This window comes from Desulfomicrobium norvegicum, from assembly GCF_900114595.1.
Taxonomy (GTDB): Bacteria; Desulfobacterota; Desulfovibrionia; order Desulfovibrionales; family Desulfomicrobiaceae; genus Desulfomicrobium; species Desulfomicrobium macestii.
This window is the reverse complement of the sequence record NZ_FOTO01000019.1, coordinates 22,143-46,599: the sequence shown is the minus strand read 5'-3', so window position 1 is coordinate 46,599 and position 24,457 is coordinate 22,143. Positions and strand designations below refer to the sequence as shown.

Genomic DNA, 24,457 nt, shown 5'->3' with positions numbered 1-24,457 from the left:
GGGGTATGCATGAAATTCGTCAGCGAAGATGTTGCGGCCCGGGTCGTGACCATGGCCGAAGCCATAGAGGCCGTGGAGGCCATGTTCAAGGAATACGGGTGCGGTCTGGCCACGGTTTTTCCGGTGGCGCAGGGGCACGGACCCGACGAGGGGACCTCGTTCAGTATCAAGAGCGGCCTCATCGGGGCCAGCCGGAAAGTGGGGCTCAAGGTCGGCAGCTACTGGCCGGGGAATCGTGCGCGCGGGCTGGCCGCCCATGCCTCCACGACCCTGCTGCTGGACCCGGACACGGGCTACCCCGAGGCCCTCGTGGCCGCCTCGCACCTGACCTGCCTGCGCACCGCGGCCTCGGACGCCGTGGCCGTGCGCCATCTGTCCCGTCCGGACAGCCGCGTCCTGGCCCTGTTCGGGGCGGGGCACCAGGCCTGGTTCGAGCTGCTGGCCGTGCGCGAGGTGCGCTCCATTGGCAAGGTTTTCGTGGTCAACCGCTCCCCGCAGGCTGGAGATGCGTTTGCGCGGCGCATCCGCGAAGAACTCGGGATCGACGCCGTGTGCGTGAGTGCGCAGGCGGCCCTGGCCGCCGCCGACATCGTCGTGACCGTCACCGCCTCGCGCGGCCCGCTCTTCGATGCGGCATGGGTGCGGCCGGGCACGCACATCTCGGCCATGGGCGCGGATCAGCCGGGCAAGCAGGAGCTGGACACGGCCCTGGTAGCCGGCGCGTCGCTTTTTGCCGACGTGGTGCAGCAGTCCCTGGCCATCGGTGAATACGAGGCGGCCCACAAGGCCGGGCTGGCGGATTCCGGCCGCATCACGTCCATCGGGGCGGTGCTGAACGGGACTCCGGGGAGGACTCGCGTCGATCAAATCACCATTTACGACAGTTCGGGCATGGCATTGCAGGACATCGCCATCGGCTCCCTGGCGTTGCGCAAGGCCGATGAGCTTGGCCTGGTGCTGACGCCCTGACGCTGGCGACCTGACGCGAATGTGGCAGGCCCGCTTCCAGCGCTCCTGAAACAAGGCTAGTGGTCCCGGCTGTGCCGTAGTTGCAATAACGGATCGGCATGGGCAGGAAAGGATGACGGAGCCACCGTGCGGCCGAAGGTCGACAGCGCGCGGACATGCTTCCAGCGCATAAGGGAGGTCACGGATGAAGCAGCACGATTCCGATAAGAGTCTCGACATCGTTCTTCACGACAAACTGCTTGCCGAGGCCGCATCGGCGGCGGAGCAGGCGTACGCGCCGTACTCTGGGTTCCGCGTCGGCGCCGCCGTGCTGTGCGGGCGGGGCGCGATATACAGGGGCGCGAACATCGAGAACGCCAGCCTCGGCCTTTGCACCTGCGCCGAGCGGGTGGCCCTGGCCTCGGCCTATGCGGCCGGGGAGAGAGACATCATCGCCATCGCCGTCGCCTGCGTGGATGCGCCGCAGGACGCGCCGCTTGAACAGCGCATGCCGTGCGGCGCATGCAGGCAATGGATTCGGGAACTGGCCCCGCACGCGGCGATCATCATTCCTGGCGCGGAGCGTTCCTTTTCGATCCGGGAGCTGATGCCGCTGGCGTTTTCCCTGGACTCCGGACTCCCGGGAAGACGTGACGGGCACGGCTGACGCCTGCCGGACCCGGCCTGAACTTTTGCGGTTGAAGCGCGGCTTTGCTTCGATAGGCATGCGCCGCGGCTGACCGTTTCGTCACGACTGGACAACGGCGCGTTTTTGGGCGTCGCCAATTGGAGATATGCCATGAAATCAGTCTGCGTGTTCCTGGGCTCAAGCTCCGGGAACCATCCGGCCTACATGCACGCCACCGACGCCCTGGGTCGTGAACTGGCCAGGCGCGGGATCACCTGCGTCTATGGCGGTTCCCGCACTGGCCTCATGAACCGGCTTGCCGAGAGTGTCCTTGAGGCCAAGGGAGAAATCGTCGGCGTCACGGTTCAGGCCTTGAAGGACAAGGAGGAGTTTCACAGAGGGCTGACTCGGCTTCATGTCGTGCCGACGATGCACGAGCGCAAGACGCTCATGATCGACTTGGCGGACGGGTTCATCGCCCTTCCGGGCGGGATTGGGACATATGACGAGTTTTTCGAGGTTTACACGCTTCGGCAGCTGGGATTTCACTCCAAGCCCTGCGGACTCCTGGACGTGAACGGTTTTTATGAGCCGCTGAAGCTGATGCTCGGCATGGCCGAGCGGGAAGGGTTCATGAAGCAGCCGTATCGTGAAGCCATCACGGTCTCATCAGACCCGTCGGAAATTCTGGATCTCATGGCGGAGCAGTTTCGTGACAGGCTGGCGGCCGGTTGAGGGATTGCCGGACGGATATGTCCGGTGAGTGCCCGGCGGATGCTCGGGGCAATCTTGTTCGAGGCGTCGGCCCCGGAATGATGCCTTTTAGATGATGCCAAGCTTCTTCATTTCATTGATGATGCTGTGCCCATATATCGGTTTGACCAGATACCCCGAAGCCCTGCCTTCGTAGAAGGCCTGGCTCACGCTTTCGGCGCTGTCGAGGGCGGTGGTCATGATGATCTTGACTTCCCTGATCTGAGGCAGGCGCAGAGCCCGCTCCTTTTCCCGAAGGACTTTGAGCACCTCGTGTCCGCTCATGTCCGGCATCATGATATCCAGAAAGATCACGTCATAGGGCCTGCCCTCCGACCAGGCTCCGTCGAAGGCCTCGATGGCGCCGGGTCCATCGTTCACCTCGTCGACGTCTCCATATTCGGTCAGGATCATCCTCAGCAGTATTGCTCCGGCGGGGTCGTCTTCAACGATCAGGAATTTCATAACGTTGGCAATCCTCCGGCAAAAGAGTCATTGGTACAGCGTTTCTTCAAGGAGTCAGTCACTGTTGTCCATCGCTCGGGTGCTGCTTAAAAAATCCGGGTGCTCCTCCATGATCCCTTCCAGAGTGTCGACCGCCGTTGGGTCGAACGCAATCCCTTTCCCAGTGCGTAATTCCCGCATGGCCGCTTCCGGCCCCAGTCCCGGCCGATACGGACGGTAGGACGACATGGCCTCAAACACATCGGCTACGGCCAGGATTCTGGCCTCCGGAAGGATTTCTTCTTCCTTGAGGCCCCCCGGATAGCCGGATCCGTCCAGTCGCTCATGATGTTGCAGGACGATGTTGGCGACGGGCATGCTGAAGGGGATGTCCTGGATGATCTGGTGACCGATTTCCGGGTGGTACTTCATCAGGTTCATTTCCGCTTCGCGCAGCGTTCCGGGTTTGGTCAAAAACTCCGCAGGCACGTAGATCTTGCCGATATCGTGAAGCTTGGCTGCTGTTTCCAGCCCTTCCAGACACCTGGAATCCAGTCCCATGCGCCTGCCCATCTCCTTGGCCAAACGGGCGACACGGGCCTGATGGCCGGCCGTGTACGGGTCCCTTATCTCGGTTACGCGGCCCAGGGCTTCCACGGTCTTGCTCAGTGTCGCCTGCAGCATGACCATGCGTTCCGCCAGGAGGGTCGCCTTTTCCTTCTGGTCCGTGATGTCGCGAAGCATGCCGAAAAGTTTCCAGACCCTGTCGCCATCCCGGAAAACATCCATGAATTGGATGACCCAGCGCACTTCACCATCGGGTGTGACGATGCGGTGTTCGGCTTCCCTGGTTTGTGCGTTGTCGCGGCAGTTGTGGATGATGGAGAGGAGTTCCGCGCGATCTTCGATATGGACGCTTGAAAAAAGGGAAGGGAGTCGTGCGTTTCCTTCGTCCAACCGGGTGTGCATGATGCGTGCGAAACTCTCGTTCCAGCTGCATGTGTCTTCAAGGATGTCCCATTCCCAGCGCCCGACGGTGTCGGTCCGGCTGTTCAAGGCCGTTTTGGTGTCCTGCAGGCGCAGGGCCGTGAGGTACTCCTCGAGTATCTCCACAAGCTGTTGCGTCTCGATGGGTTTGGTCAGAAAGCGATGGATCTGTCCGTTGTTGATGGCAGCGATGACGCGTTCAAGACTCGCGTGGCCGGTGAGGATGATGCGGATGATCCGGGGCTGTCGGTTGCGGACTATGGCCAGAAAGTCGGAACCGGACATGCCGGGCATCTGTTCGTCGGCAACCACGATGTCGATGTCGCCCGAGTCGATAAGTTCCAGGGCCTGAAACGCGGACCCGGCGAAATGGCGTCGGAAAGTGGCATTGTGGAGGGAACGGTTCAGGCCGAGCAATACTGCCGGTTCATCATCGACGAAGAGGACTGCCTGTTCGCGATGCTTCTGGTTTGTGGTCACGCAAAACCTCTGTTGTTGCCGTATTGGTAAGGTCTCATGTCGGCAATTCCCTGTCGACATGCACGTTCGTATCGGAAAATTTCCGCTTCCCGGATTGGGATGCCGTTATTTTTGGCACGTTCTTGCAGAATCCTGGCGCTTGCAGTATTTTGCCGCTCGACAACACACGTATGGCATGGGCGTGAATAATGACAAGTGAAATTTGATTTATGCCCGTAGAACATGCGTCGCGCGCTTGCCGCCCTTCTTTTCGCGGATGGACGGGATTTGCGTTCAAAGCAAGGAACTCGCATGGAAAATCCCGTTGACCTGCTCCGGGCCAAGGAAGATTGGCTTGTCGAGCGCATTCTCTTCTATGCCCAGAAGCACGGTTATGCCCAATACACATCCACGCTTCCCGAAGCGTGGCGAATCTCCATTGCCGGGTTGATTGACGCCCTGTCTCCGGCCTTTGCGGAAGGATCGGCGTCTGACATCGAGATCAAGGTGCATACCGACTGGAGTTCGGAGCCTGTGGCAGAATTCGGGCTTCAGGCGGCCCAAAGGCATCGGGAGCGCGGTGTCGATCTCGGCATGTTTCTGGGGCTTTTCGTTTACTACAGGCAGGCATTTCTGGACTGCATCAGGCAGTTCATGCCTCCTGGAGAAGGAAGGGAAGGCCTCGAATATTCCATGATTCGTCTTTTCGACCGCATGAGCACGGCGTTCTGCTCCGAATGGGCGGGGCACGGGGAGCAGGATTCCAACGCTCGCCTGGCCGCAAGCCTGCGGAAAATGACTAACGAGAAGAATCGTTACCTGACTTTTTTCGAAAGTCTCGTTCATCCGGTCATCTTTGTTTCTCACGATGGGGCCATCGAGAACCTGAATCGCGCCGCCGCCAGGCTGCTTGAGGAAAATGCGGCGCATGGTCGGGATTACTACGCATGTCGCACCAAAGGAGCAATGGCGAGCCTTTGCGGGGAGAAGGCATTGAAGGTTTTTCCCTGGCTCGCTGAGGCATTGAGTCCGGAAGAAATGGAACCGGACGAAGCGAAGGAGCGTCTGGTTACTTTTCCGGTTTCCGGTGGTGAACGGCTCTTCCAAACTTGCACGTGCAAGGTGCCCGGCGTGTCCGGACAATTCGCGGGTACTTCGATTTTTCTCCAGGATGTGACGGAGTCCTTGAGGGATCAGGAAATGATCCTGACAGCCAAGGAGGAACTCGAACGCACCTTCGACACAATTTCCGACTTGGTGTTTCTGGTCGACGACTCGGGCGTCATTCAGCGGGCCAACAGGGCCCTGGCGGACAAACTGGGGCTGTTACCCAAGGACGTGGTCGGCAGAACGTGCCGGGAGATTTTGGGCTGCACCGAGTGCAGACTGGAAAACACGGGGCATTTGTCGCATGAGACGTCCGTGACGTATCCCAATTTGCCGGGCAGATTCATGGTTCGCGCCAGCGAGTTGCTGGGCAGGGACGGTAAACGTATCGGCAGGGTTGTCGTATCCCGCGACGTGACCTCTTCGGACAGAATCCGGGACACCCTGGAGTCCATCGAGAGCAAGTACAAGAGCATTTTTGATCATGCGCCGGTGGGAATATTCCAGAGCACCCCCGAAGGCGTCTACCTGAGCGTCAACGAGACCATGGCCGACATGTTCGGTTTCGGTTCGACCAGCGACATGATCAGGTATTACATGGATATCGCCCGTCAGATGTATGCCGAACCGGCGGACCGGGACGCGTTGATCGCAGAAGGCCTTGAGCGGGATATCGTTCCAGCCAGGGACGTGAATCTGGTTCGGCCGGACGGGTCGACATTCTGGGGCCGTCTGCGTGGGCGCCTGGTGCGTGATGCGCAGAGCAGGGTCATGTATTTCGAGGGGTTCGTCGAGGATGTCACCGGCCGCCGAAGCGCCAGGGAAAGCCTGGCGCGCAGCGAGCAGCTTTTCCGGAGTCTGGCCGAGAACATGAGCCAGGGACTGGTGCATGTAGATTTGGCGGGCATTGTCGAATATTGCAACGATCACTTCTGCGACCTCGTGCGGCAGAGCAGGGATGTGCTCATGGGCATGCCCATAACGCCCCTGGTGCATGAAGAGGACCAGGCGCTTTTTCGCTCGATATTCGGCCAGGAGGCCTGTTTCCTGCCGGGGTCCCGGTTCGACCTGCGCCTGCAGGTCCAACGGGACATCCGCTTTGTCCTGGTCACGCCCGTGGCGCAGCGTTCAGGGGGGAGCCATCCGCTGGGCTACTGGCTTTTGTTTCTGGACATCACCGAGCGCAGGATGCTCGAATCCCAGCTTCTCCAGACGCAAAAGCTCGAGGCCATAGGTCAGTTGGCCGCCGGGATCGCCCACGAAATCAACACCCCGACTCAATATGTCATGAACAACATGTGGTTCATCAAGGAGGGGGTTGAAAACTTGAAATTGGCCCTCGAAGCCTGCCGGACTCTGACCACGGGAAGCGAGGCCCTGGAGAAGTTGACGGCCAGGGAAACGGATCTGCAGGTTCCATTTTATCTGGAAGAGCTCCCACCGGCGATTTCCGAGACGATGCAGGGGCTGGACCGGATCTCCGCCATCGTCAATTCGGTCAAGCAGTTCGCTCACCCTGGCCACGACCAGCATCAGGAGGTCGATTTGAACGAACTGATCGATAAAACGGTGACTCTGTCCCGCAACGAGTGGAAATACGTGGCCGAAATGGCTGTCGACCTCGATCCGAATCTGCCACGCGTTGTCTGCTCTTCCCAGGCCATAGGCCAAGTGCTCTTGAACCTGGTGGTCAATGCCGTGCACGCGGTCATGGATGTATCCAGGGAGGCGAACCGGTTGGGCAAGATCACGATCGGCACGCGAAACCTGGAAGACCGGGTCGAGATTCGGATCAAGGATGACGGGACGGGTATTCCAATGCATGCTAGGGATCATATTTTCGAACCCTTCTTCACGACCAAGCCCGTGGGCAAAGGGACCGGACAGGGCCTGTTCATCGCCCATCGTGTGGTGGTCAAGGAGCATGGCGGCAATATCGGCTTTGAAACCGAAACCGGCAAGGGAACCACGGTCATCATCTCCTTGCCTGTTGAGGGCGTGGGCGAAGGTGTGCGCAATGAATAAGCTCAAAGTGCTCTTCGTTGATGACGACATCCATGTGCAGCAGAGTCTGAGGCGCATCGTCATGGCCAGAAAGCTGCCCATCGAGCTGCTGTTGACGACGTCCGCCAGTGAGGCGGATCGGATTCTCTCCTCCATGGCCTGCGACGTCATCGTGACCGACGCCAGACTGTCCGACATGGGCGGCAAGGAACTGTTGACGCATGTCAGGGAGCGCTGGCCCATGACCATGCGCATCCTGATGACGTCCGAAGCCGAGGATGGCGTTGTTTCAAGCCTTCTCGTCGCCGCGCATCAGTTGCTGAACAAGCCTGTCGGTCCGACGGAACTCCTTGAGGCGGTCCAATCGGCTTCGCGGCTGCGTTTTTTGCTCATGAATGAACGTTTGCGAACGGTCGTGCACCGCATGGAACATCTGCCGGTGGTACCAAATGTGTATCGGGAACTGACCCGGGCGCTGCGCGATGAAAACACGTCGAACCTGACCCTGGCCAAAATTCTTTCCCAGGACATGAGCCTGACGACGGGTATCCTGAAGCTCATCAACACTCCGTATTTCGGGCTTTCCCGCAGGGTGAGCGACATGCTCCAGGCGGTGGGCATACTCGGCGTGAATCTGATCAGGGGATTGGTGATCGCCGATCGAGTTTTCAAGACCCTGGATCCGGACATGTACCCCGGATTTGATACCGAGAAGCTCTGGACTCACTGTCTCGACGTGGCGCGTTGCTGCCGGGCGGTGGCGCGGAGCGACGGGGCGGATGGCAGGGCGGTCGAGGACGCGTTTCTGTGCGGTCTCCTGCATGATGTGGGCAAGATCGTTCTGGCCGAAGGGTGTCCGGGAGAGTTTGTGCGGATCCTGCTTCTGGCTCAGGCGCGGAATATTCCCTTGGCGGACATCGAGGCGGAAGAGCTGGGGGTGACCCATGCGGAGGTCGGCGCTTACCTGTTGGGATTGTGGGGATTTTCCGAGGATGTCGTCATCGCCATCGCCCAGCACCACGGAAGCAGGCAGGGGCCTGCCTGGTCGCATCTCTCCTTCGTTGTGCACATGGTGGACGTGGAAATGCACAACCGCTACGTGCGGCAGAGCGGACACGCTCCGCATTCATTTGCGTCAGCACTTCTTGATGTTGAAGACGGGGAAGTGACGCTCGCGAAATGGAAGGCCGTGATGATGACCGAACTCGAATCACCGAGCTGACACGACTCGCGAAGTATGAATTTACGGACGAGGCGCCCTTGGGCACATGAGGGCCGCGATGTATCGGGACAAACAACGGTGAGGGCTCATGAGCGAACGGATTCTTTTTGTCGACGATGAAAAATTCGTGCTTGAGACGTTTCGGCGCAACTTGCGCAATCGTTTCGAGATCGAGACCGCCGGAAGCGGCCTGGATGCCTTGCGGCTCATGGAGTCGAGCGGCCCCTTCGCCGTGGTTGTTTCCGACCTGAAGATGCCTGTCATGGATGGGGTGGAGCTTCTGGGCGTCATCAAGAATCGCTGGCCGGACACGGTCCGCGTCATGCTGACCGGCCACGCCGACCTCGATACGGCCATCTCGGCTGTGAACAAGGGCGCGATCTTCCGGTTGCTGACCAAGCCTTGCGCCCCGGACGCCCTCCTTTCGGCGGTGAACGACGGCGTGCAACAGTACCGGCTGATAATGTCCGAGAGACAGCTTCTGCACGGCACCCTGCGCGGATGTATCCAGGTCTTGTCGGAACTTCTCGCGCTGGTCAGTCCCAAGGCCTTTGGGCGTGCAGAAAAAGCCAAACCCCTGGTCGCGGGCATTGTCCAGGTTCTCGGCCTGGAGGGGAGCTGGAAATACGAACTGGCGGCCATGCTCAGTCAGATCGGGTGCATATCCCTGCCCATGGATATCCTTGAACGGAAGATCTCCTGCAAGGCTCTTTCGAAGGACGAGCAGGAAATATTCTTGATGCATCCGGACATCGCCGGCAATCTGTTGCGGCACGTTCCCCGCCTGGAAAGCGTGGTCGAGATGATCTCGGAGCATGAGCTGGCCGTGGATAAAAATCCTTGCGCGGGCGCAAGGATACTGAAGGCGGCGCTGGATTTCGCGGATCTCGACAATGTCGGAATTTCCGCTGCTGAAGCGTTGCAGCGCATGCGGGAGATGCCGGACGTGTACGACGTGCGGGTCTTGTCTGCCTTGGCTGAAGTCGTGGAAAGGCGGCAGCAAAGCGAGATCCGCAGCGTCCTGATCGACGATCTGCGCGAGGGCATGCTGCTGATGGATCCGGTGTTGAGCGGAAAGGGCGCGGTCCTGATGGACAGGGGACAGAGCATCACCGTGGCAGGGCTGGAACTGATCCGCAATTTCGGAACCATCCTGGGGGTCAAGGAGCCGCTCTACGTGCTGGCCAGGAAAGAACAGAAGCAGGCGCCGGAACTGTAGGCAGCGTCCGGAATCCGACATTTCTTCCTTTGGCCCTGGCGCACGGATTTCATGTGCGCCTCCTCAGCCGACGAATCCTTGGGCTACCTTTGCGAGTTCCGACTGCAAATCCTTCATGGTCACCGGTTTGGCCAGGTATCCGTTCATTCCGGCATCAAGGAATTTGTCCTTGTCCCCGCGCATGGCAAAGGCGGTCATGGCGATGATGGGAATGTCTTTATTCGATACCTGGCTTGTTTTCGCGCGGATAGCCCTGGTAGCCGCGATCCCGTCCATGACGGGCATTTGGATGTCCATGAGGATCAGGTCGAATCCCTGCTTTTCGAGCAGATCGAGGACTTCCTGGCCGTTCACCGCCAAGGATACCTTGTGGCCGCTTTTTTCCAGGAGTGTCTTGGTGGCGAAGGCGTTGGTCCAGTCGTCTTCGGCCAGCAGTATGCGCATCCCACGCACAGGTTTATCCTGACCGTTCTCCCGGTCTCGGGCGTTCAGAAGTGCCGGTGGCAGCTTCAGGGGCAGGATGACATGCACGCTGGTTCCCTCGTCCGGCACGCTGTCCATGATGATGTGGCCGTTCATGAGTTCAACGAGCCTGCGCACGATGGACAGGCCGAGTCCCGCGCCCTGGTATTTCCGGGTGTAGGACGTTTCGACCTGGGAGAAGGGCTGGAACAACTCGTCCAACCGTTCGGTCGGGATTCCGATTCCGGTGTCGGTCACGCTCATGAGCACGAGCGGTTGCCCGTTCTCGAACCGCAGCGGCGTCATCTCCAGTGTTACCGAACCCGTATCGGTAAATTTCACCGCATTGCCGATCAGATTGAAGAGAATCTGGCGCAGCCGCGATTCGTCCCCGAGCAACATCGGGGGCAGGGCGGGGTCAAGGGAACTCTCCAGTCTGATGCCTTTCTCCCTGGATGCGACAAGGAAAAGCTCGAACACGGACTCGCACAGTTCCCTGGCCCCGAACTCCTCCTCGCGCAGGATCATCCTGCCGGATTCGATGCGGGAGAGGTCGAGAAGGTCTGTCAGAAGTCGGGCAAGACGGTCCGAGGACGTCATGGCCATGGAGACATACTTGGCCTGTTCCGGGTTCAGCGGCGTCATCTCCAAAACTTGCATCATGGCCATGATGCCGTTCAGCGGCGTGCGGATTTCGTGGCTCATGTTGGCCAGGAACGAACTCTTGGCGCTGTTGGCGGCTTCGGCGTCTTCCTTGGCCTGAATGATAGCCTGCTCATTGTGCTTGCGTTCGGTGATGTCGTAGCAATGGCCAATGTAGCCGATGAACGCTCCCGCGCTGTCGTGGCGCGGGTTGCCGAGATCGAGGATCCAGCGGTAGGAGCCGTCGGCATGACGCAACCGGTACTCGATCTCGAACGCTTCCCGGAGGTTGAATTTCGTAACGTAAAAGTCCAGGCAGCGGTCATGGTCTTCCGGATGCATGCCTTCGGCCCAACCGTTGCCAAGCTCCTGTTCAAGGGTGCGGCCCGTGAAGTCCAGCCAGGTATCGTTGAAATAGTCGCAGAGCATGTCCGGGCCTGATGTCCAGATCAGGGCCGTTCCGGCGTTGGCCAGGGTTCGGAAGTGGTGTTCGCTCTCCCGCAGGGCCGTTTCCGCCCGCTTGCGTTCGGTGATGTCGCGGGCTGCTGCGATGATCCTTTTCTGACCGCCGATGAGCGAGTGCCTGAGCGTGACCTCGACCGGAAAAACAGTGCCGTCGTGTCGCTTGGCCTGCCAGTCGAACTGGAGGCGCTCCCCGTGAAACGCCGCGGCGATTCTCTTCTGAGCCTCCGCTTCGGTGAATGGTTCCTCGTTTGAACTCAAGTCCCCTATGTTTCCCGCCAGAACTGCATCCTTGGAACGGTACCCGTACATCGAGAGCATGGCATCGTTTACGTCGAGCAGCCTGCCGGTGTCCGCCTCGCTGATGAAAATGGCTTCGGATGTTGCGTTGAAGATCTCTCTGTAGCGCTGTTCGCTCTCCCGCAGTGAAATTTCGGCCTTCTTCATCTCCGTGACGTCCTGAATGACACCGGTGATTTTCACGACCTGGCCGTCTTCCACCACGGGCCTGCCCACGGTTCTGACCCATTTTTTATTCCCGGCGGCGGTCAGCATCTCCAGCTCCAGATCATACGGAAGCGCCAGGTCCACGGCGTCCTGCACCGCACTCGCTATTTTTTCCCTGGACGTTTCGATGTAGAAGCTCAGACCCTGTTCGACGCTTACCTTTTCACTGGGCGCCAGGTCGTGGATTCTTGCCACCTGGCTCGTCCAGGTGCCTTGCAGGGTCTTCACATTGAACTCCCATCCCCCAAGTCCGGCAATTTCTCCAGCCTGCTCCAGTAATTCGCTTGCCCGTTGGATCTCCTGCTGCGATTCCATCTGCTCCGAGATGTCCGTAATGACCCCATCCCAGATGATCCGGCCGTCGGCCAGACGGCGGGGCCGCGAGCTGATCTGGAACCAACGCCAGACACCATCGGTGCGACGCATGGAGAGTTTCATGACAAAATCCGAGAGGTCCTTGATACTGGCGACCTGGTTGGCTTTCATCTCTTGAAATTGGGCTGGAGACACTTGGTCATACAGAAGACGTCCATCTCGCATCACGTCTTCCGCGCTGAGTCCGTGGAGACGTTCGATGCCGGCGCTGAGGAAAAGAAAACGGGGCGTGCCGTCCGGCTCCAGGGTAAATTGGTACACATAGCTGTCGGGAAGATTGTCGCACACAAGACGAAATCTGTCTTCGCTCTCTGCGAGACGATTCAGAAGTTCTTCGCGACTGGCCGAGTGGAGGCGAATGAGTATCATCAGGAGGGCCGCAGAGACGAATACGAACCCCCATCCCTTGTAAATGGACCAGCGAACTACAGATTCTGCATCAAGTCGAAGTGTGGCAAGAATATTGTCGGAGATGAGAATCCACAGACATGCGAAAATGAAATATGGAAGAACGATGCCAAATATGCTTTTTGAAAATAGTGTTGCTTTGTGCACGTCAGGTCCCGCTCATGCATTTATATTATTGTTAACATTCTTGCTCGGTGCCAGATCGGTATGATGTTTTTCGAGCCGGAAGTGGTCCACTGTGTTTACAGAACCACCGTACCGGCGGCGTCCGTTCGCTCACGTTCCGCTTCTGTCCGGCAGTGGCATGGAAGCCTCTCAAGCACTCCCCGCCTACTCGGCAAGCTTATTGTCGCGTTGACTTGCCGGAAAAGTTCGAACTGTTCAATCCTTGAGATATTTTACCTCTTGCAAGCCCCCCGCGCTTTTCACGGACGTCCAAGGCCAAATCTTGGCTGGCTGGTTCCAGCTTGACACGAACGGATATGTCAAGCAAAAGTCTGTTTGATTCACGAATTTTATTTCGTGAATTACGTGGCGCATAGTTTTTGTCTCGGACATCAAACCTTACTCAACTCTCACGGAAGATTGATAATGACCACCACACCTCAAACGTCCTCATGGACTTTCTTGACCAATCACACACACGTAATGTTCTGCCTGTCCCGGGATCCGGGCATGCGCATGAAGGACATCGCCGGCGAGGTCGGCATCACGGAGCGGGCCGTCCAGCACATCGTCGCCGATTTGCGGGCCGCTGGTTATCTGATCGGGGAGCGCGAAGGCCGCCGGGTCAGATATACCATCCTTCGCGACCAGCGCCTGCGGCATCCCCTGGAAAGCGGATGCTGCATCGGCGACGTCCTTGAAGTCCTGGAACGATTGACGGGTGCTTCAAGATGAAATGGATCGTTCTTTGCGCAGGGTGTCTGACCCAGATGATACTTGGCGGCATTTACGCCTGGAGTGAGTTTGTTCCGCTTCTGAGAGCGGAGTATGGTTTGACGTCAAGCCAGTGCGGCATCATTTTCGGCGCCACCATTGCGGTCTTCACCTGTGTCATGATTCCAGCGGGGCGGTTTCTGCAGCGTCGCGGCGCGCGTTTGACGGCGCTGGTCGGAGCGCTTCTTTTTTGTGCGGGCTATCTGACGGCGTCTTTGTCGCAAGGCAATTTCCTTCTGCTGTTTCTTGGTCTCAGCGTGGTCACGGGAGCCGGAATCGGCTTTGGATACATCTGTCCCCTGACGGTCTCCATGAAATGGTTTCCGGATAAGAAGGGACTCGTGACCGGAGTCTCGGTCGCCGGTTTCGGTGCCGGAGCCATCTTCCTGAGCGTCGTGGCCGAACACCTGCTTGTGACCCGCGCCATGGACGTGATGCATGTGTTTCGCTTTATCGGCCTTGGCTCCGGCGCCATCGCGATATGCAGCGCCCTGCTCATGCGCGAGCCGTCCTCGGACGATCACGCGCGAAACCTTCAGGGCAGGGACCGGGCGGCCTTGCCGTTAAGCTTGCTGACCTCGCGTAATTTTTTGCTCCTGTGTCTTGGCATGTTCAGCGGAACCTTCGCCGGACTGCTGGTGGTGGGCAACCTCAAGCCCGTCGCCTTGTCCCTGGGCCTCGGAAACTCGGCCGCCACTCTGGCCATATCGGTCTTCGCCCTGGGCAACGCCATGGGCCGGATAGGCTGGGGGCAGGTTCACGATCGGCTCGGTTCACGGCTGACCATCCTTCTTTCCCAGGCTTTTCTTGGACTGAGCATGCTCCTCTTTCTGCTTCCGTCAGCGCCAGGGCTCGTGCTGGCCGCCGTTCTGTTCACGGGTATCGGTTTTGGAGGATGCTTCGTCGTCTACGCCGCCTCGATCGTGGAGCAGATGGGGATAGAGCTGTTCCCTCGCCTTTATCCCATTTGTTTCCTCTGGTACGGGCTGGCGGCGCTCATCGGGCCGCCCTTGGGCGGCATCATGGCCGACGCCACCGGATCATACGGGGTCTCCATCGCCGTGAGCGCGTTGCTCGTTCTGACCACGGCGCTTTTGAGCTGGGCATTGTTCCAGAGCAAACAGATCGCGAAAAGTGTAACGTATTGCAGAGGGCCGTTGTGCAATCGCTTTGGTTCATGCGAATGAGGGCAACTCTTGATCTGGATTAGGTGCGACGCAACGCATTTTTCAATGCGAAGCCGATACGGATTTGAACTCTGAGTCTGATTTTTCGCGAATAGTAACTTCAGACGCACCTGCAAAAAGTCGTGGATGAACCTGAACGTCATTCCCGCGAAGGCGGGAATCCATTCTTTTCAGATATTTAGAAAAGCGAAGATCCCCTTCTTCAAGGGGATGACGACTTTTTGCAGTGACGTCATTTCATCTTATGTGGAGGTTTTCAATGAGTATAATGAATCTTCTGGATCAAATGCTTCAGTCGGGTCAGGGGGCATTGCAGAATGCCGGGAACCGGGCAAATGCCGCGACAGGGGGAAATCCCCTGGGCGCACTGCTCACGGGAGCGGGAGGCGGCGCTCTGGCCGCGGGTACGATCGGGGTGCTCATGGGCAGCAAGAAGGCGCGCAAGATGGGCGGTACGGCTCTCAAGTACGGCGGTCTGGCGGCGCTCGGACTTGTGGCCTACAAGGCTTTCAGCACCTGGCAGCAGAACAGCGCCTCCGCGCCCCAAGTGCCGCAACCCCGGACGGTGGACAGGGTTCCTGCCCTGGAAGCCGAATTCCACGGAAAGGCGGTTCTGCGCGCGATCATCGCGGCGGCGAAGGCGGACGGCCATATCGATGATCGTGAACGGCAGTTGATCGACCAGAGTATCGCGCAGTTGACCAGTGACCGGGAACTGCAGTCCTGGGTAGATCAGGAACTGCGCAAGCCCATGGATCCTGCGGAAATCGCGACTTCGGCCACGACTCCGGAGATTGCCGCTGAAATGTATCTGGCCAGCCTCTTGATGGTGGACGAGGAGAATTTCATGGAGCGTGCCTATCTGGACGAACTGGCTCGCAAGATGAACCTGGATCCGTCTTTCAAGTTGGAGCTGGAGCGTCAGGCCAGACAGGCGCAGCTTTGATGTGATGCGTTTGGGCATCCCTGAGAAACAAGCCGCTGAAATGCAGAAGCTTCAGCGGCTTGTCTGTTTAAGCAAGGCTTCGGGATTCGGGAGCAGAAATGGCAAGAACTGATTGGTCTGATAAGGGCCGGTGAGTTCAATTGATTCGTTGCGCGGTGGTGGCTTCCAGCGCCTTTATCAGTTCCGTCAGCATCTGATTGACTGGAGTGGGGATGCCGGTCTTTACGCCCTCGCGGACGACCGCGCCGTTGATGACATCGATTTCGGTGGGTTTGCCCGCGAGGATGTCCTGAAGCATTGAGGACTGGTTGCCGCTGGTCAGGGCGCAAACCGCCCGGACTTTCTCCAGTGGAGCTTCGTCCGGCAGTCGGACGCAAAGGGCCCGGGCCACGGCCATGGCCTCGGTTACAGCATCGGCCATGAGGGATTCGCATTCCGGGATTTGGGCCAAGGTGCCGTTTGGGACCCGCAGCAGCGCGGTCAGGGCGTTGATGCCCACGTTGACGATGAGCTTGGACCAGAGCAGGGCCGCGACGTCATCGGTGACGGTGGTGGCGATGCCTGCCTGGTTGAACAGGGCGGCGACGGCGGCGATCTTCTTTTCCTGTCCGGGCCCTGCGCCGAGCACCGTGGGGCCGCTGCCTGCATGGCGCACCTGTCCGGGGCCGAGCAGGGTGGCCGCCTGGGCGGTGATTCCGGCGGCGGCGCGGGAGACGCCGACAGCGGCCTGGATGAGTTCGAGGTTGCCGAGCCCGTTCTGGAGGGTCAGCACCAGGCCGTCCCGGGCCAGCAGTCGGCTTGCGACGTCCGCGGCCTGGCCGGTCGAGCGGGCCTTGGTGCAAATGAGGATCAGGTCGGCGCGGCGGCCGTACCGGTCTGGATCGGTCAGTGCGCAGGCCGAAGAGCGACGGACCTGGCCATCCATGCAGATGAGGGCCAGCCCGGTTCGATTGATGGCCTCGGCGTGCCCGGCATTGGTGGTGAACAGGGTTACAGGAACCAGCGGCGTGAGCAGGGTTGCGAACAATCCGCCCATGGCACCGGCGCCGATGATCAGTGTCTCCATCTATTCTCCTGGTTGTCGGCATTGCCGCCGAGTGGTGCCGCGCGGGCAGACGCGGGAAAGTCCGAAAAATTATAAACCCTGCGCGAAAAGGTCAATTCGAATCCGCGATTTCTGTTCGTCTATCCGTTCAAAATTCACCGGACATAGTGGCCAACACGGATGGCGTGGATGCGCGGCCTTGGATCGCCTTTTTGGAAATGGTGAATTTTCAGATCGGTTCGACATTTTTTGCATGGCCCGAAAGTGGCGGACATGAAGCAATTGTGCCAAGGTCTTGCTTCAGACCTATTCTGGCTGGAGCAGATTGTCGTGCGTTGCCAGCGAGCCTCAAAATTGGCCGTAAACGGTAAATTTGGCCGAGATGCGCGTTAGGGGCATGGCAGGAAAAGCTTGATCCGTAATTTTGTAAGGAGTGGATTTTTATGCAGGAAAAAAAAGATGCCTATGTGCAGAAACTAAAAGCCAAAATTGATGAATGGAACGCCGAGATCGATCTGCTGGCCGCAAAGGCGAATCAGTCCAGGGCCGATCTGAAGCTTGGCTACCTTGAACGCATCGAGGAGCTGAAGGGAAAACGCAATGAGCTTGAATCGAAAATGAAGGCGTTGCAAGAGGCCGGCGGATCTGCCTGGGAGGAACTCAAAGATGGCCTGGAGGAGTCGCTTAAGGTCTGGAAGGACAGTTTTTCCAAGGCCAAGGCCGCGTTTGGGCAGGGGTTCAAGGAAGGCAAAGAGGACAAGGACTGAAGTTGTCGCGGGCTTGACGCTGCCCTTGGCGGATGGCTTTTACGGGATCGCCGGATTGGTCATGTCCGCGCATCGATGCACGCGGCGTGGTTATTTCCGGGCCGGTTTCGTCCCCGATCATTTCTTGGGATCGACGAAGCGTTTGTCGGAGCGGACCCGGCCCGCTTCGCTCTGATGGCTTTCGGCCCAGCCTGAAATGGCTTCAGGAAAGGCGTCGAAGGTTTTGAAGTAGGGCTTGATGTCCAGAAGCGGTGTGCCATCCAGGACATCCACATCGAGGATGTGCAGGATGTTGCCCTCAATGCGCTCAAGCCTCACGATGGACATGCCGATCTGGTTGGGGCGTCTGGGAGCGCGGGTGGAAAAGAGTCCGCGTTCGGCCGGTTCCATGAACGGGACGACGGTCAGGTCGAAACCCCGGCTCATGTGGAAGTGATAGAGCAGATAGATGTGGGAAAATCCCTCCAGATCCGTAAGGCCAGGGGCCAGGGCTTCCTCCAGGACTATCCGGCCGGCCACGTCGCACGCGCCGCAAGGCTGGATGGGCATGTCGGCCCTGTCTGTGAAGGGGGAGTTGATGACGCCGATGGGGCGCATGCGGATATCATCCATGACTTGCTCCGGTTTTGTTCGTGCCTCTTTGCCGCGAAGACGAGACGCATCGGCGAATCAGCCGGAAAAGTCCGCCTTTCGTCCCGGCATCGCGTATTTCGTCATCGATCCCGATGTTCCATGTCTTTCAATTGATCAAAGCTGACATTGATCGAACGGCCGGTTTTTCCCAATCTTGGTCTTGTCCCTGCCCATATTGCGATTGCCGCTGCCATGACGAGGGTTATTGTGATAATGAGAGTCGTTTTCATACGAAAAATGGTAGCATGTGAAATATGGAACAATCAAGAGAAATGCTTAAGGAAATTTACGTAGAGAACCTTTGGTTTTTCTTGGTATAAATACGGATACGCCTAGCAGTTTGCAAAGCAGGTTGTCCGGTATTCTCGTGTTGGCCAAGTGTTGGCCGGATAAAATGATGCAGTATCATGGCCCCCTGTTTCAAAATTCGGCATGTTGCGCTGCTGCGAGCAGGAACCTCCCTGATTTTCGAAGTGGAATTGAGCGGCAACCGACACCCGCACCGGAACCGCTCAATCGTTGCCTATCTGTTCCGATCCGGGATCGTGGACGGCGCGATCTTGGTGGCCGCATCCTTTTCTTCCATGGGGATGTGGATGGTTTGCGTCGTCGGGGTTATTTTCTCAATGATTCGTGCGTGGCAATCTTCCTTCAGCAATCCTTGCGCCGAGAATGAACTCGCGCACCATTGCAATGGCTTTGCACTCGCAGGTCGGCTCGCGTCTCTTCTTTTTGCCCTGGTCCACGAATATCTCCACTGTTCGCTTTCCGGCGGGTTGATGAAAGCATGAGCAGCTGAAACAAAGCATTATCGCACGGAAGCATCCAGAAAAAAGCATGCGCAGTTGATGACTGAATCAATCTTTGAAATGAACGAGGAGGTTGTCAGCTCTGTTCCGGGTCGAAGCAACACCGCTTGAAACGGCATTTCCGGTTGAATTTTCCTGACAATCGCGGCAGATTCCGTATTGATTGAGGCTTCCGTCAAATCGTCGGGGAATTGGGCATGACCAGGCAAATATTTTCAGCACCAACAAATGCTTAATTTATTGATGGTCTGCCCTGGTTGTTTCATTTCGAAGCCTGCGCCGCACATGACGTGGACATCCCGCGGGAGGGGTGAATATGACCTACGATCAAGCTCTCATCATGATGATCATAGCCGCTGCCATCGGCATGTTCCTGTGGGGCAGGTGGCGGCACGACATGGTGGCGATGGCGGCGCTGGTGCTTTGCGTGCTGTCCGACCTGGTCGAGCCGCAGGCGGCCTTTGCCGGTTTTGGTCATCCTGCCGTGGTTACCGTGGCTTGCGTGCTGGTGCTGAGTCGCGGCCTGCAAGCCTCGGGTGCGGTCGACGTGCTGACCAGGACTGTATTGCCGTCCAACACCGGCCCGACGCTCAGTATCGCGGCACTGGCCGCCCTGGGTGCGGTGCTTTCGGGCTTCATGAACAATGTCGGCGCACTGGCCTTGCTCATGCCGGTCGCGATCCAGGTCGCGGGGCGTCTTGACCTGCCTCCGGGCAAGGTCCTTATGCCTCTGGCCTTCGGATCGATTCTGGGCGGCACCACGACCCTGATCGGTACCCCTCCCAACCTCATTATCGCGGGCTTTCGCGCGGACCGGCCGGACATGAGCGCCTTTAAGATGTTCGACTTTTCGATGGTCGGCTTGCCGCTGACCGTGGCGGGGGTCGTCTTTATCGCTCTCATTGGCTGGCGTCTCGTCCCGGCGCGCAGGCAGGCGGGAGCCTCGGGTTTTGAGACGAGCGCCTACATCACCGAGGTCCGCGTGCCGGAGGGCAGCGCCAGCGAAGGCAAGCGGTTCCAGGAAATAAAGACGGTTCTGCAAGAGCTCGATGTCCAGATGCTGGATCTCGTACGCAACGACCTGCACGTCCGCTCTCCTCGTCCCGGCAAGATTGTGCGCGCTGGAGACGTCCTGATTCTGGAGGCCGATGTGGGGGCGCTGAGCGAAGTGCTGTCTCGGCTTGATCTGAAGCTCGAAGAGGACAAGCAGCAGGGTGCGGCCGTGCAGAAAGATGCCGGGGCCGACGAGGAAGAACTGTTTGACGATTCGGAGTTGAAGAGCCCGGACGCAAGTGAAACCCCGTCGCTCGGGCTGGCGGGCGGTTCCGAAGATCTGGCCGAGCTTGCGGCGACCGAGGCGGAACCCGAGGAATCGGGGCGCGAGGAATCCGCGCTGATGGAAATGGCGGTGCTGCCGGAATCCAGAATTGTCGGGAGTTCGGCCAGCGATCTGGCGTTGCGGACCCGGTACGGCATAAATCTGCTCGCTGTTGCCCGTCAGGGCGAATGTACCATGGCCCGCTTGCGGTCCCTGCTGATCAAGCCGGGCGACGTGCTGCTGATGCAGGGGCGGCTTGACAGCCTGAACGGCTTCGCCGGCAACTCGGGCTGCGTGCCCCTTGCCCAGCGGGATCTGCGCATTTTCGACAAGCGCAAGGCGCTCATGGCCACGGGCATCATGGTGATCTCCGTGGGCTTGGCCGCCTTCGGGCTGCTTCCCGCAGAGGTGTCTTTTGCTTCCGGAGTGCTGGCCTCCATGGCGCTGCGCACGTTGCCCATGCGTTCGGTCTACGAGGCGGTGGACTGGCCGGTGGTTGTGTTGCTGGGCGGGCTGCTGCCCGTTGCCGAGGCCATGCGCAACACGGGCGCGGCCGATCTCATCGCGCGCCTGCTGCTTGAAAACGTGGCTCAGGGCAACCCCTTTGTCGCACTGGCCGTGGTCATGCTCACGACCATGATTCTGACCGATCTCATGAACAATGCCGCGACGGCGGCCGTGATGGCTCCCATCGGGCTTGGAACGGCGATTCAGCTCGGCGTCAATCCGGACACGTTCCTGATGGCCGTCGCCATTGGCGCCTCCTGCGCCTTCCTGACGCCCATTGGACACCAGAACAATACCTTGATCCTCGGACCCGGCGGATTCCGTTTTGGGGACTACTGGCGCATGGGCCTGCCCATGGACGTGGTCGTCATCGCCCTTGGGCTTCCGCTTCTGGTTTGGTTCTGGCCGCTGTAGCATGAACGTCCGGCAGGATGGCGCACGTTTCTGCCCGGTTGCGAAATCGAGTCGGCTGTAGCGCCGAAGTTTTGATCAAGGTGAAAGTCCATACATGTGACATTGTTTCTTGAGGAGAACTTCATGCCGTTTTTTTTCAAGCAGGATTCTTGCAAGCTGTTGGCCGACCAGGACGGCCCGGCCTCCCGACGTTTTCGGCACTACAATGACTTTCTGGAGCACAATCATCGCGCGCTGCGCATTCTGGCGGAGCTTGAAATGCTGGACCGTGGGGCCGGATTGGCCACTATGGCCTTCATCCAGCGGCGCGGCGCGGAGCTTCTGGATCATGTCAGGGAATTGGTGGGCTCCCTGAACCAGCTTTCAGGTCATCGCTACGACGGGATTTTGCCCGTTTTTGACACCGTGGCCGATGAGCTTCACGCCTTGATCCAGCGAGAGCGGCCCGTCATCGAAGGGCCGCTCACGCTGCCTTTTGCGCAACTTGGCGAGAAGGACACGCTCCTGTCCGGCGCCAAGGCCACCAACCTGGCGCAGATCACAAATGTGCTCGGACTGTCGGCGCCGGATGGGTTTGTCGTCACGACCGCGGGCTTTGATCTTTTTCTGCGCGAAAACGGCTTGCTTGATTCCGTGGAGGAGATGCTGGCCGATTTCGATCCGGGCCGGCCCGACAGCGACGAGGCGTGCAGCCAGATCCGCGAGAAAATTCTGGCCGCTCCGTTGCCGAGCGCCCTGGAGACGGCCATGCAGGGTGAATTTCGTGCCCTGTCCCGTCGTCTTGGCCGCAAGCCGCGACTGGCCGTGCGCAGCAGCGCCGTGGGCGAGGACACGGCAGCCTCCTTTGCCGGACAGTATGCAAGCGTGCTCCCGGTTGAAGAAGAGGATTTGCCCAAGGCCTTTCGCACTGTCCTGGCCAGTAAGTACACTCCTCGTGCCATCCTGTACCGGCTTCGGTATGGGCTGTCCGACGCGGCCACGCCCATGGCGGTGGCCGTCGTGGATTTGGTCGACGCCAGGACCAGCGGCGTCCTTTACACTGTGGATCCTTCCATGCCGCAGGCGGGTCAGGCGCGCATCGACGCGGCCCTTGGCCTGGGGGAGCAGGTGGTCGGAGGGTCCGCCTCGCCGGATGTGTACAGGGTTGACCGCGACACGTTTTCAATCGCCTGGCGCGCAATCCAGCCCAAAGATGAAGATTCGGAAAACGTAACGCCCGCCCTGAAGGATTCAGCCGTCATTGATTTGGTGCGTTCCGGTCTTCGGCTTGAAGCGCATTTCGGCGCGCCGCAGGACATCGAATGGGCAGTAGATGCAAAAGGGAGGATTATTTTTCTCCAGTCGCGTCCCCTGGGTATCTCCAAGACCGCCAAACCCTCGGCAGCCTTGAATACCGAAAGCATGGAGCTGCTCTTGTCGGCCGGACAAACGGCGTCGCCTGGCAGGGTTTCGGGCAAGGCGATCCTTGTTTCGGCTGAACTGAAACCGGAGCAGACCGAGAACGCCATCCTGGTCGCCCGGACGGCAGCCCCGGATCTGGCCCCCTACATGAGCCGGGTCCGAGGGCTGATCACCGACCTTGGCGGGGTGGCCAGTCATCTTGCCTCCGTGGCGCGGGAGTTCAATGTTCCGGCCCTCATGGATACCCGCGAGGCCACGACGAAAATATCCTCCGGCCAGGAGATCACCCTGCTGGCTGAAGAAGGGGAAGTCTATCTGGGCCTTGTACCAGAATTGAGCCGAAAGCTTCCTGCCCGGGACGAAGATGAAGGGCTGGGGCCCATTGGCAGGCACCTGCGAAAACTGCTGGAGCGCATATCTCCCCTCAATTTGACCGACCCGAAATCGCCGGACTTCACTCCCGAGGGGTGCCGCACCCTGCACGACCTGATCCGCTTCGCCCACGAAAAGGCCATGGAGGAAATGTTCAACATCTCCCGCCTTGCAGACGACTCGGTGGTGTCGCGTAGCATGAGCGCCAACATCCCTCTGGCCATGCACTTCATCGACTTGGGCGGTGGCTTGGCCGAAGGGCTTGATACCTGCGCCGAGATTCTTCCGGAGCACATCCGCTCCAGGCCCATGGCCGCGTTGTGGCGAGGCTTGGCGCATCCAGGCGTGACCTGGGCCGGAAACGTGGACCTGAGCGGACGGAACTTCATGGCCCTCATGTCCGGTAGCATGGGGCCCGGCGGTGCCATTCCGCCGGAAACGAAATCCTATGCCCTGGTCTCCGCCGATTACCTGAACCTGAGCGTCAAGTTCGGATACCATTATTCCAATCTGGACGCGCTCTGTTCGGATGACCCGGATGCCAACACCCTGACCCTGCAGTTTGCGGGCGGAGCCGGCACCGGCTCCGGCAAGGCCCTGCGCATCGAGTTCCTGTCCAATGTGCTGAAGCGGCTGGGCTATGAGGTGAACATCAGTGGGGACATGCTGCAGGCGTCTTTGAGGGGGCTCGACTGCCCGGACATGGAGGAGGTGCTGGATCAGACCGGCCGCTTGCTGGGCTGCAGCAGGCTGCTTGATCTGGCCATACCGAACCGGGAAGAGGTGCAGACCCTGGCCGAAATGTTCTTCAGGCAGGAATATGATTTTCTGGATCGTTCCGAAAAGCGGCTTCCCGGTTTTTATGCGTCTTTTGGTCAGTGGTCCCTTGCCGAAATGGATGGCCGGGAGGTCATCATGCAGGATGGAGCGCACATGGGGCAGACGGTTTCATGTGCACTGCATTTTGCCGCGAGTTCGGTCCTGGGCGGTCGGTACCGGAAATTTCTGGAGAAACGGCATGCCCGGCACTACTATCCGACCGCCGTGAAACGCGACAGTCGGCACGAAGACGGGCGCATCCGGGTCGATGTGCGCATCGAGGCCGGATGCGTGGACCTCGCCGCCGGGCTGGCTTTCGGCTTGGGCAATGTCGGAAATTGCCTGGTATTGGCCGTGGATGCCGCCGCAGGAGAATTGCAACTACTTGAATTCGTGAACAATACCAGAAGTTTTTTGGCGCGGGTCGACATGCAGGTGCCTTTGGGGCGTTGGGTTGGCCTTGAAGTGACGGTGGCTGGAAAGGAGATCACCGCCGTCGGCTTTAGTGGACGCGGTCTAAGCTTCACCGCCTCCAGACCCGTCTGGGGTTACGTCGGCCTCTGGACCAAGGGAGACACCACTGCCTATTTTCGGGATCTGGAAACGGCCGGTGCCACGCAGCAAGAAAAAAGGGCAGGAGAATAGACCTTTTTTTATGAAAAATGCAGGAGCG

At 59.1% G+C, this 24,457-nt stretch carries 18 protein-coding genes; 13 read left to right on the top strand and 5 right to left on the bottom strand.

Annotated features, from left to right (window positions below; translation table 11 throughout):
* The first annotated feature begins 9 nt into the window (after positions 1–9).
* The 3 genes from BMZ24_RS18285 to BMZ24_RS18275 all read left to right on the top strand — a co-directional run bounded on the left by BMZ24_RS18285 (position 10) and on the right by BMZ24_RS18275 (position 2,311).
* Positions 10–969, top strand: a complete 960-nt coding sequence (locus tag BMZ24_RS18285; protein ID WP_092194358.1) for an ornithine cyclodeaminase family protein — start codon at positions 10–12, stop codon at positions 967–969.
* 184 nt (positions 970–1,153) lie between these two features.
* Positions 1,154–1,615, top strand: coding sequence for a cytidine deaminase (locus BMZ24_RS18280; RefSeq protein WP_092194356.1), 462 nt, complete (start codon positions 1,154–1,156; stop codon positions 1,613–1,615).
* A gap of 132 nt (positions 1,616–1,747) precedes the next feature.
* Positions 1,748–2,311, top strand: a complete 564-nt coding sequence (locus tag BMZ24_RS18275) for an LOG family protein (protein WP_092194354.1) — start codon at positions 1,748–1,750, stop codon at positions 2,309–2,311.
* 87 nt (positions 2,312–2,398) lie between these two features.
* Here BMZ24_RS18275 and BMZ24_RS18270 read toward each other — a convergent pair whose 3' ends face one another.
* On the bottom strand, positions 2,399–2,794 hold the full coding sequence (locus BMZ24_RS18270; RefSeq protein ID WP_092194352.1) for a response regulator: 396 nt from the start codon (positions 2,792–2,794) through the stop codon (positions 2,399–2,401).
* A 54-nt stretch (positions 2,795–2,848) separates the two neighbouring features.
* Positions 2,849–4,240: an HD domain-containing phosphohydrolase gene (locus BMZ24_RS18265; RefSeq protein ID WP_161949238.1), complete on the bottom strand. Its 1,392-nt coding sequence runs from the start codon at positions 4,238–4,240 to the stop codon at positions 2,849–2,851.
* Between the two features lie 291 nt (positions 4,241–4,531).
* Here BMZ24_RS18265 and BMZ24_RS18260 point away from each other — a divergent pair, with 291 nt between their 5' ends.
* From BMZ24_RS18260 to BMZ24_RS18250, 3 genes are all read left to right on the top strand, one after another.
* Positions 4,532–7,351: a PAS domain-containing sensor histidine kinase gene (locus tag BMZ24_RS18260; RefSeq protein ID WP_161949237.1), complete on the top strand. Its 2,820-nt coding sequence runs from the start codon at positions 4,532–4,534 to the stop codon at positions 7,349–7,351.
* Entirely contained in the window at positions 7,344–8,552 is a 1,209-nt protein-coding gene (locus BMZ24_RS18255; protein ID WP_161949236.1) for a response regulator, read from the top strand. Before BMZ24_RS18260 ends, BMZ24_RS18255 begins: the two co-directional genes overlap by 8 nt.
* An 88-nt stretch (positions 8,553–8,640) precedes the next feature.
* Positions 8,641–9,771 carry a response regulator gene (locus BMZ24_RS18250; RefSeq protein ID WP_092194344.1) on the top strand — a complete coding sequence of 377 codons (1,131 nt, stop codon included), beginning with the start codon at positions 8,641–8,643 and terminating at the stop codon, positions 9,769–9,771.
* A gap of 63 nt (positions 9,772–9,834) precedes the next feature.
* On the opposite strand, the gene BMZ24_RS18245 is transcribed toward BMZ24_RS18250, so the two are convergent.
* Complete coding sequence (locus BMZ24_RS18245) at positions 9,835–12,588, bottom strand: PAS domain-containing hybrid sensor histidine kinase/response regulator (protein ID WP_092194343.1); 2,754 nt, start codon at positions 12,586–12,588, stop codon at positions 9,835–9,837.
* 666 nt (positions 12,589–13,254) lie between these two features.
* Between BMZ24_RS18245 and BMZ24_RS18240 the strand changes: the two genes are divergently transcribed.
* The 3 genes from BMZ24_RS18240 to BMZ24_RS18230 all read left to right on the top strand — a co-directional run bounded on the left by BMZ24_RS18240 (position 13,255) and on the right by BMZ24_RS18230 (position 15,699).
* Complete coding sequence (locus BMZ24_RS18240; protein ID WP_244150417.1) at positions 13,255–13,527, top strand: winged helix-turn-helix domain-containing protein; 273 nt, start codon at positions 13,255–13,257, stop codon at positions 13,525–13,527.
* A complete protein-coding gene (locus BMZ24_RS18235; protein WP_092194341.1) occupies positions 13,524–14,753 on the top strand; it encodes an MFS transporter in 1,230 nt (409 codons plus the stop codon). The genes BMZ24_RS18240 and BMZ24_RS18235 overlap by 4 nt, the downstream gene beginning before the upstream one ends.
* Positions 14,754–15,012: 259 nt before the next feature.
* The gene (locus BMZ24_RS18230; protein ID WP_092194340.1) at positions 15,013–15,699 is read left to right on the top strand and encodes a tellurite resistance TerB family protein; all 687 of its coding nucleotides are present in this window, start codon (positions 15,013–15,015) and stop codon (positions 15,697–15,699) included.
* A 136-nt stretch (positions 15,700–15,835) separates the two neighbouring features.
* Here BMZ24_RS18230 and BMZ24_RS18225 read toward each other — a convergent pair whose 3' ends face one another.
* The gene (locus tag BMZ24_RS18225; RefSeq protein ID WP_092194338.1) at positions 15,836–16,765 is read right to left on the bottom strand and encodes a ketopantoate reductase family protein; all 930 of its coding nucleotides are present in this window, start codon (positions 16,763–16,765) and stop codon (positions 15,836–15,838) included.
* A 422-nt stretch (positions 16,766–17,187) separates the two neighbouring features.
* Between BMZ24_RS18225 and BMZ24_RS18220 the strand changes: the two genes are divergently transcribed.
* On the top strand, positions 17,188–17,511 hold the full coding sequence (locus tag BMZ24_RS18220; RefSeq protein WP_092194336.1) for a sll1863 family stress response protein: 324 nt from the start codon (positions 17,188–17,190) through the stop codon (positions 17,509–17,511).
* Between the two features lie 117 nt (positions 17,512–17,628).
* Here BMZ24_RS18220 and tsaA read toward each other — a convergent pair whose 3' ends face one another.
* Positions 17,629–18,123, bottom strand: coding sequence for a tRNA (N6-threonylcarbamoyladenosine(37)-N6)-methyltransferase TrmO (gene tsaA / locus BMZ24_RS18215; RefSeq protein WP_092194334.1), 495 nt, complete (start codon positions 18,121–18,123; stop codon positions 17,629–17,631).
* A gap of 428 nt (positions 18,124–18,551) precedes the next feature.
* Between tsaA and BMZ24_RS19740 the strand changes: the two genes are divergently transcribed.
* The 3 genes from BMZ24_RS19740 (at position 18,552) to BMZ24_RS18205 (ending at position 24,429) form a co-directional block, all read left to right on the top strand.
* Positions 18,552–18,935, top strand: coding sequence for a hypothetical protein (locus BMZ24_RS19740; protein ID WP_153304620.1), 384 nt, complete (start codon positions 18,552–18,554; stop codon positions 18,933–18,935).
* A 334-nt stretch (positions 18,936–19,269) separates the two neighbouring features.
* On the top strand, positions 19,270–21,192 hold the full coding sequence (locus tag BMZ24_RS18210; protein ID WP_092194332.1) for an SLC13 family permease: 1,923 nt from the start codon (positions 19,270–19,272) through the stop codon (positions 21,190–21,192).
* Positions 21,193–21,315: 123 nt separating this feature from the next.
* A complete protein-coding gene (locus tag BMZ24_RS18205) occupies positions 21,316–24,429 on the top strand; it encodes a PEP/pyruvate-binding domain-containing protein (RefSeq protein ID WP_092194330.1) in 3,114 nt (1,037 codons plus the stop codon).
* The last annotated feature ends 28 nt before the right edge of the window (positions 24,430–24,457 follow it).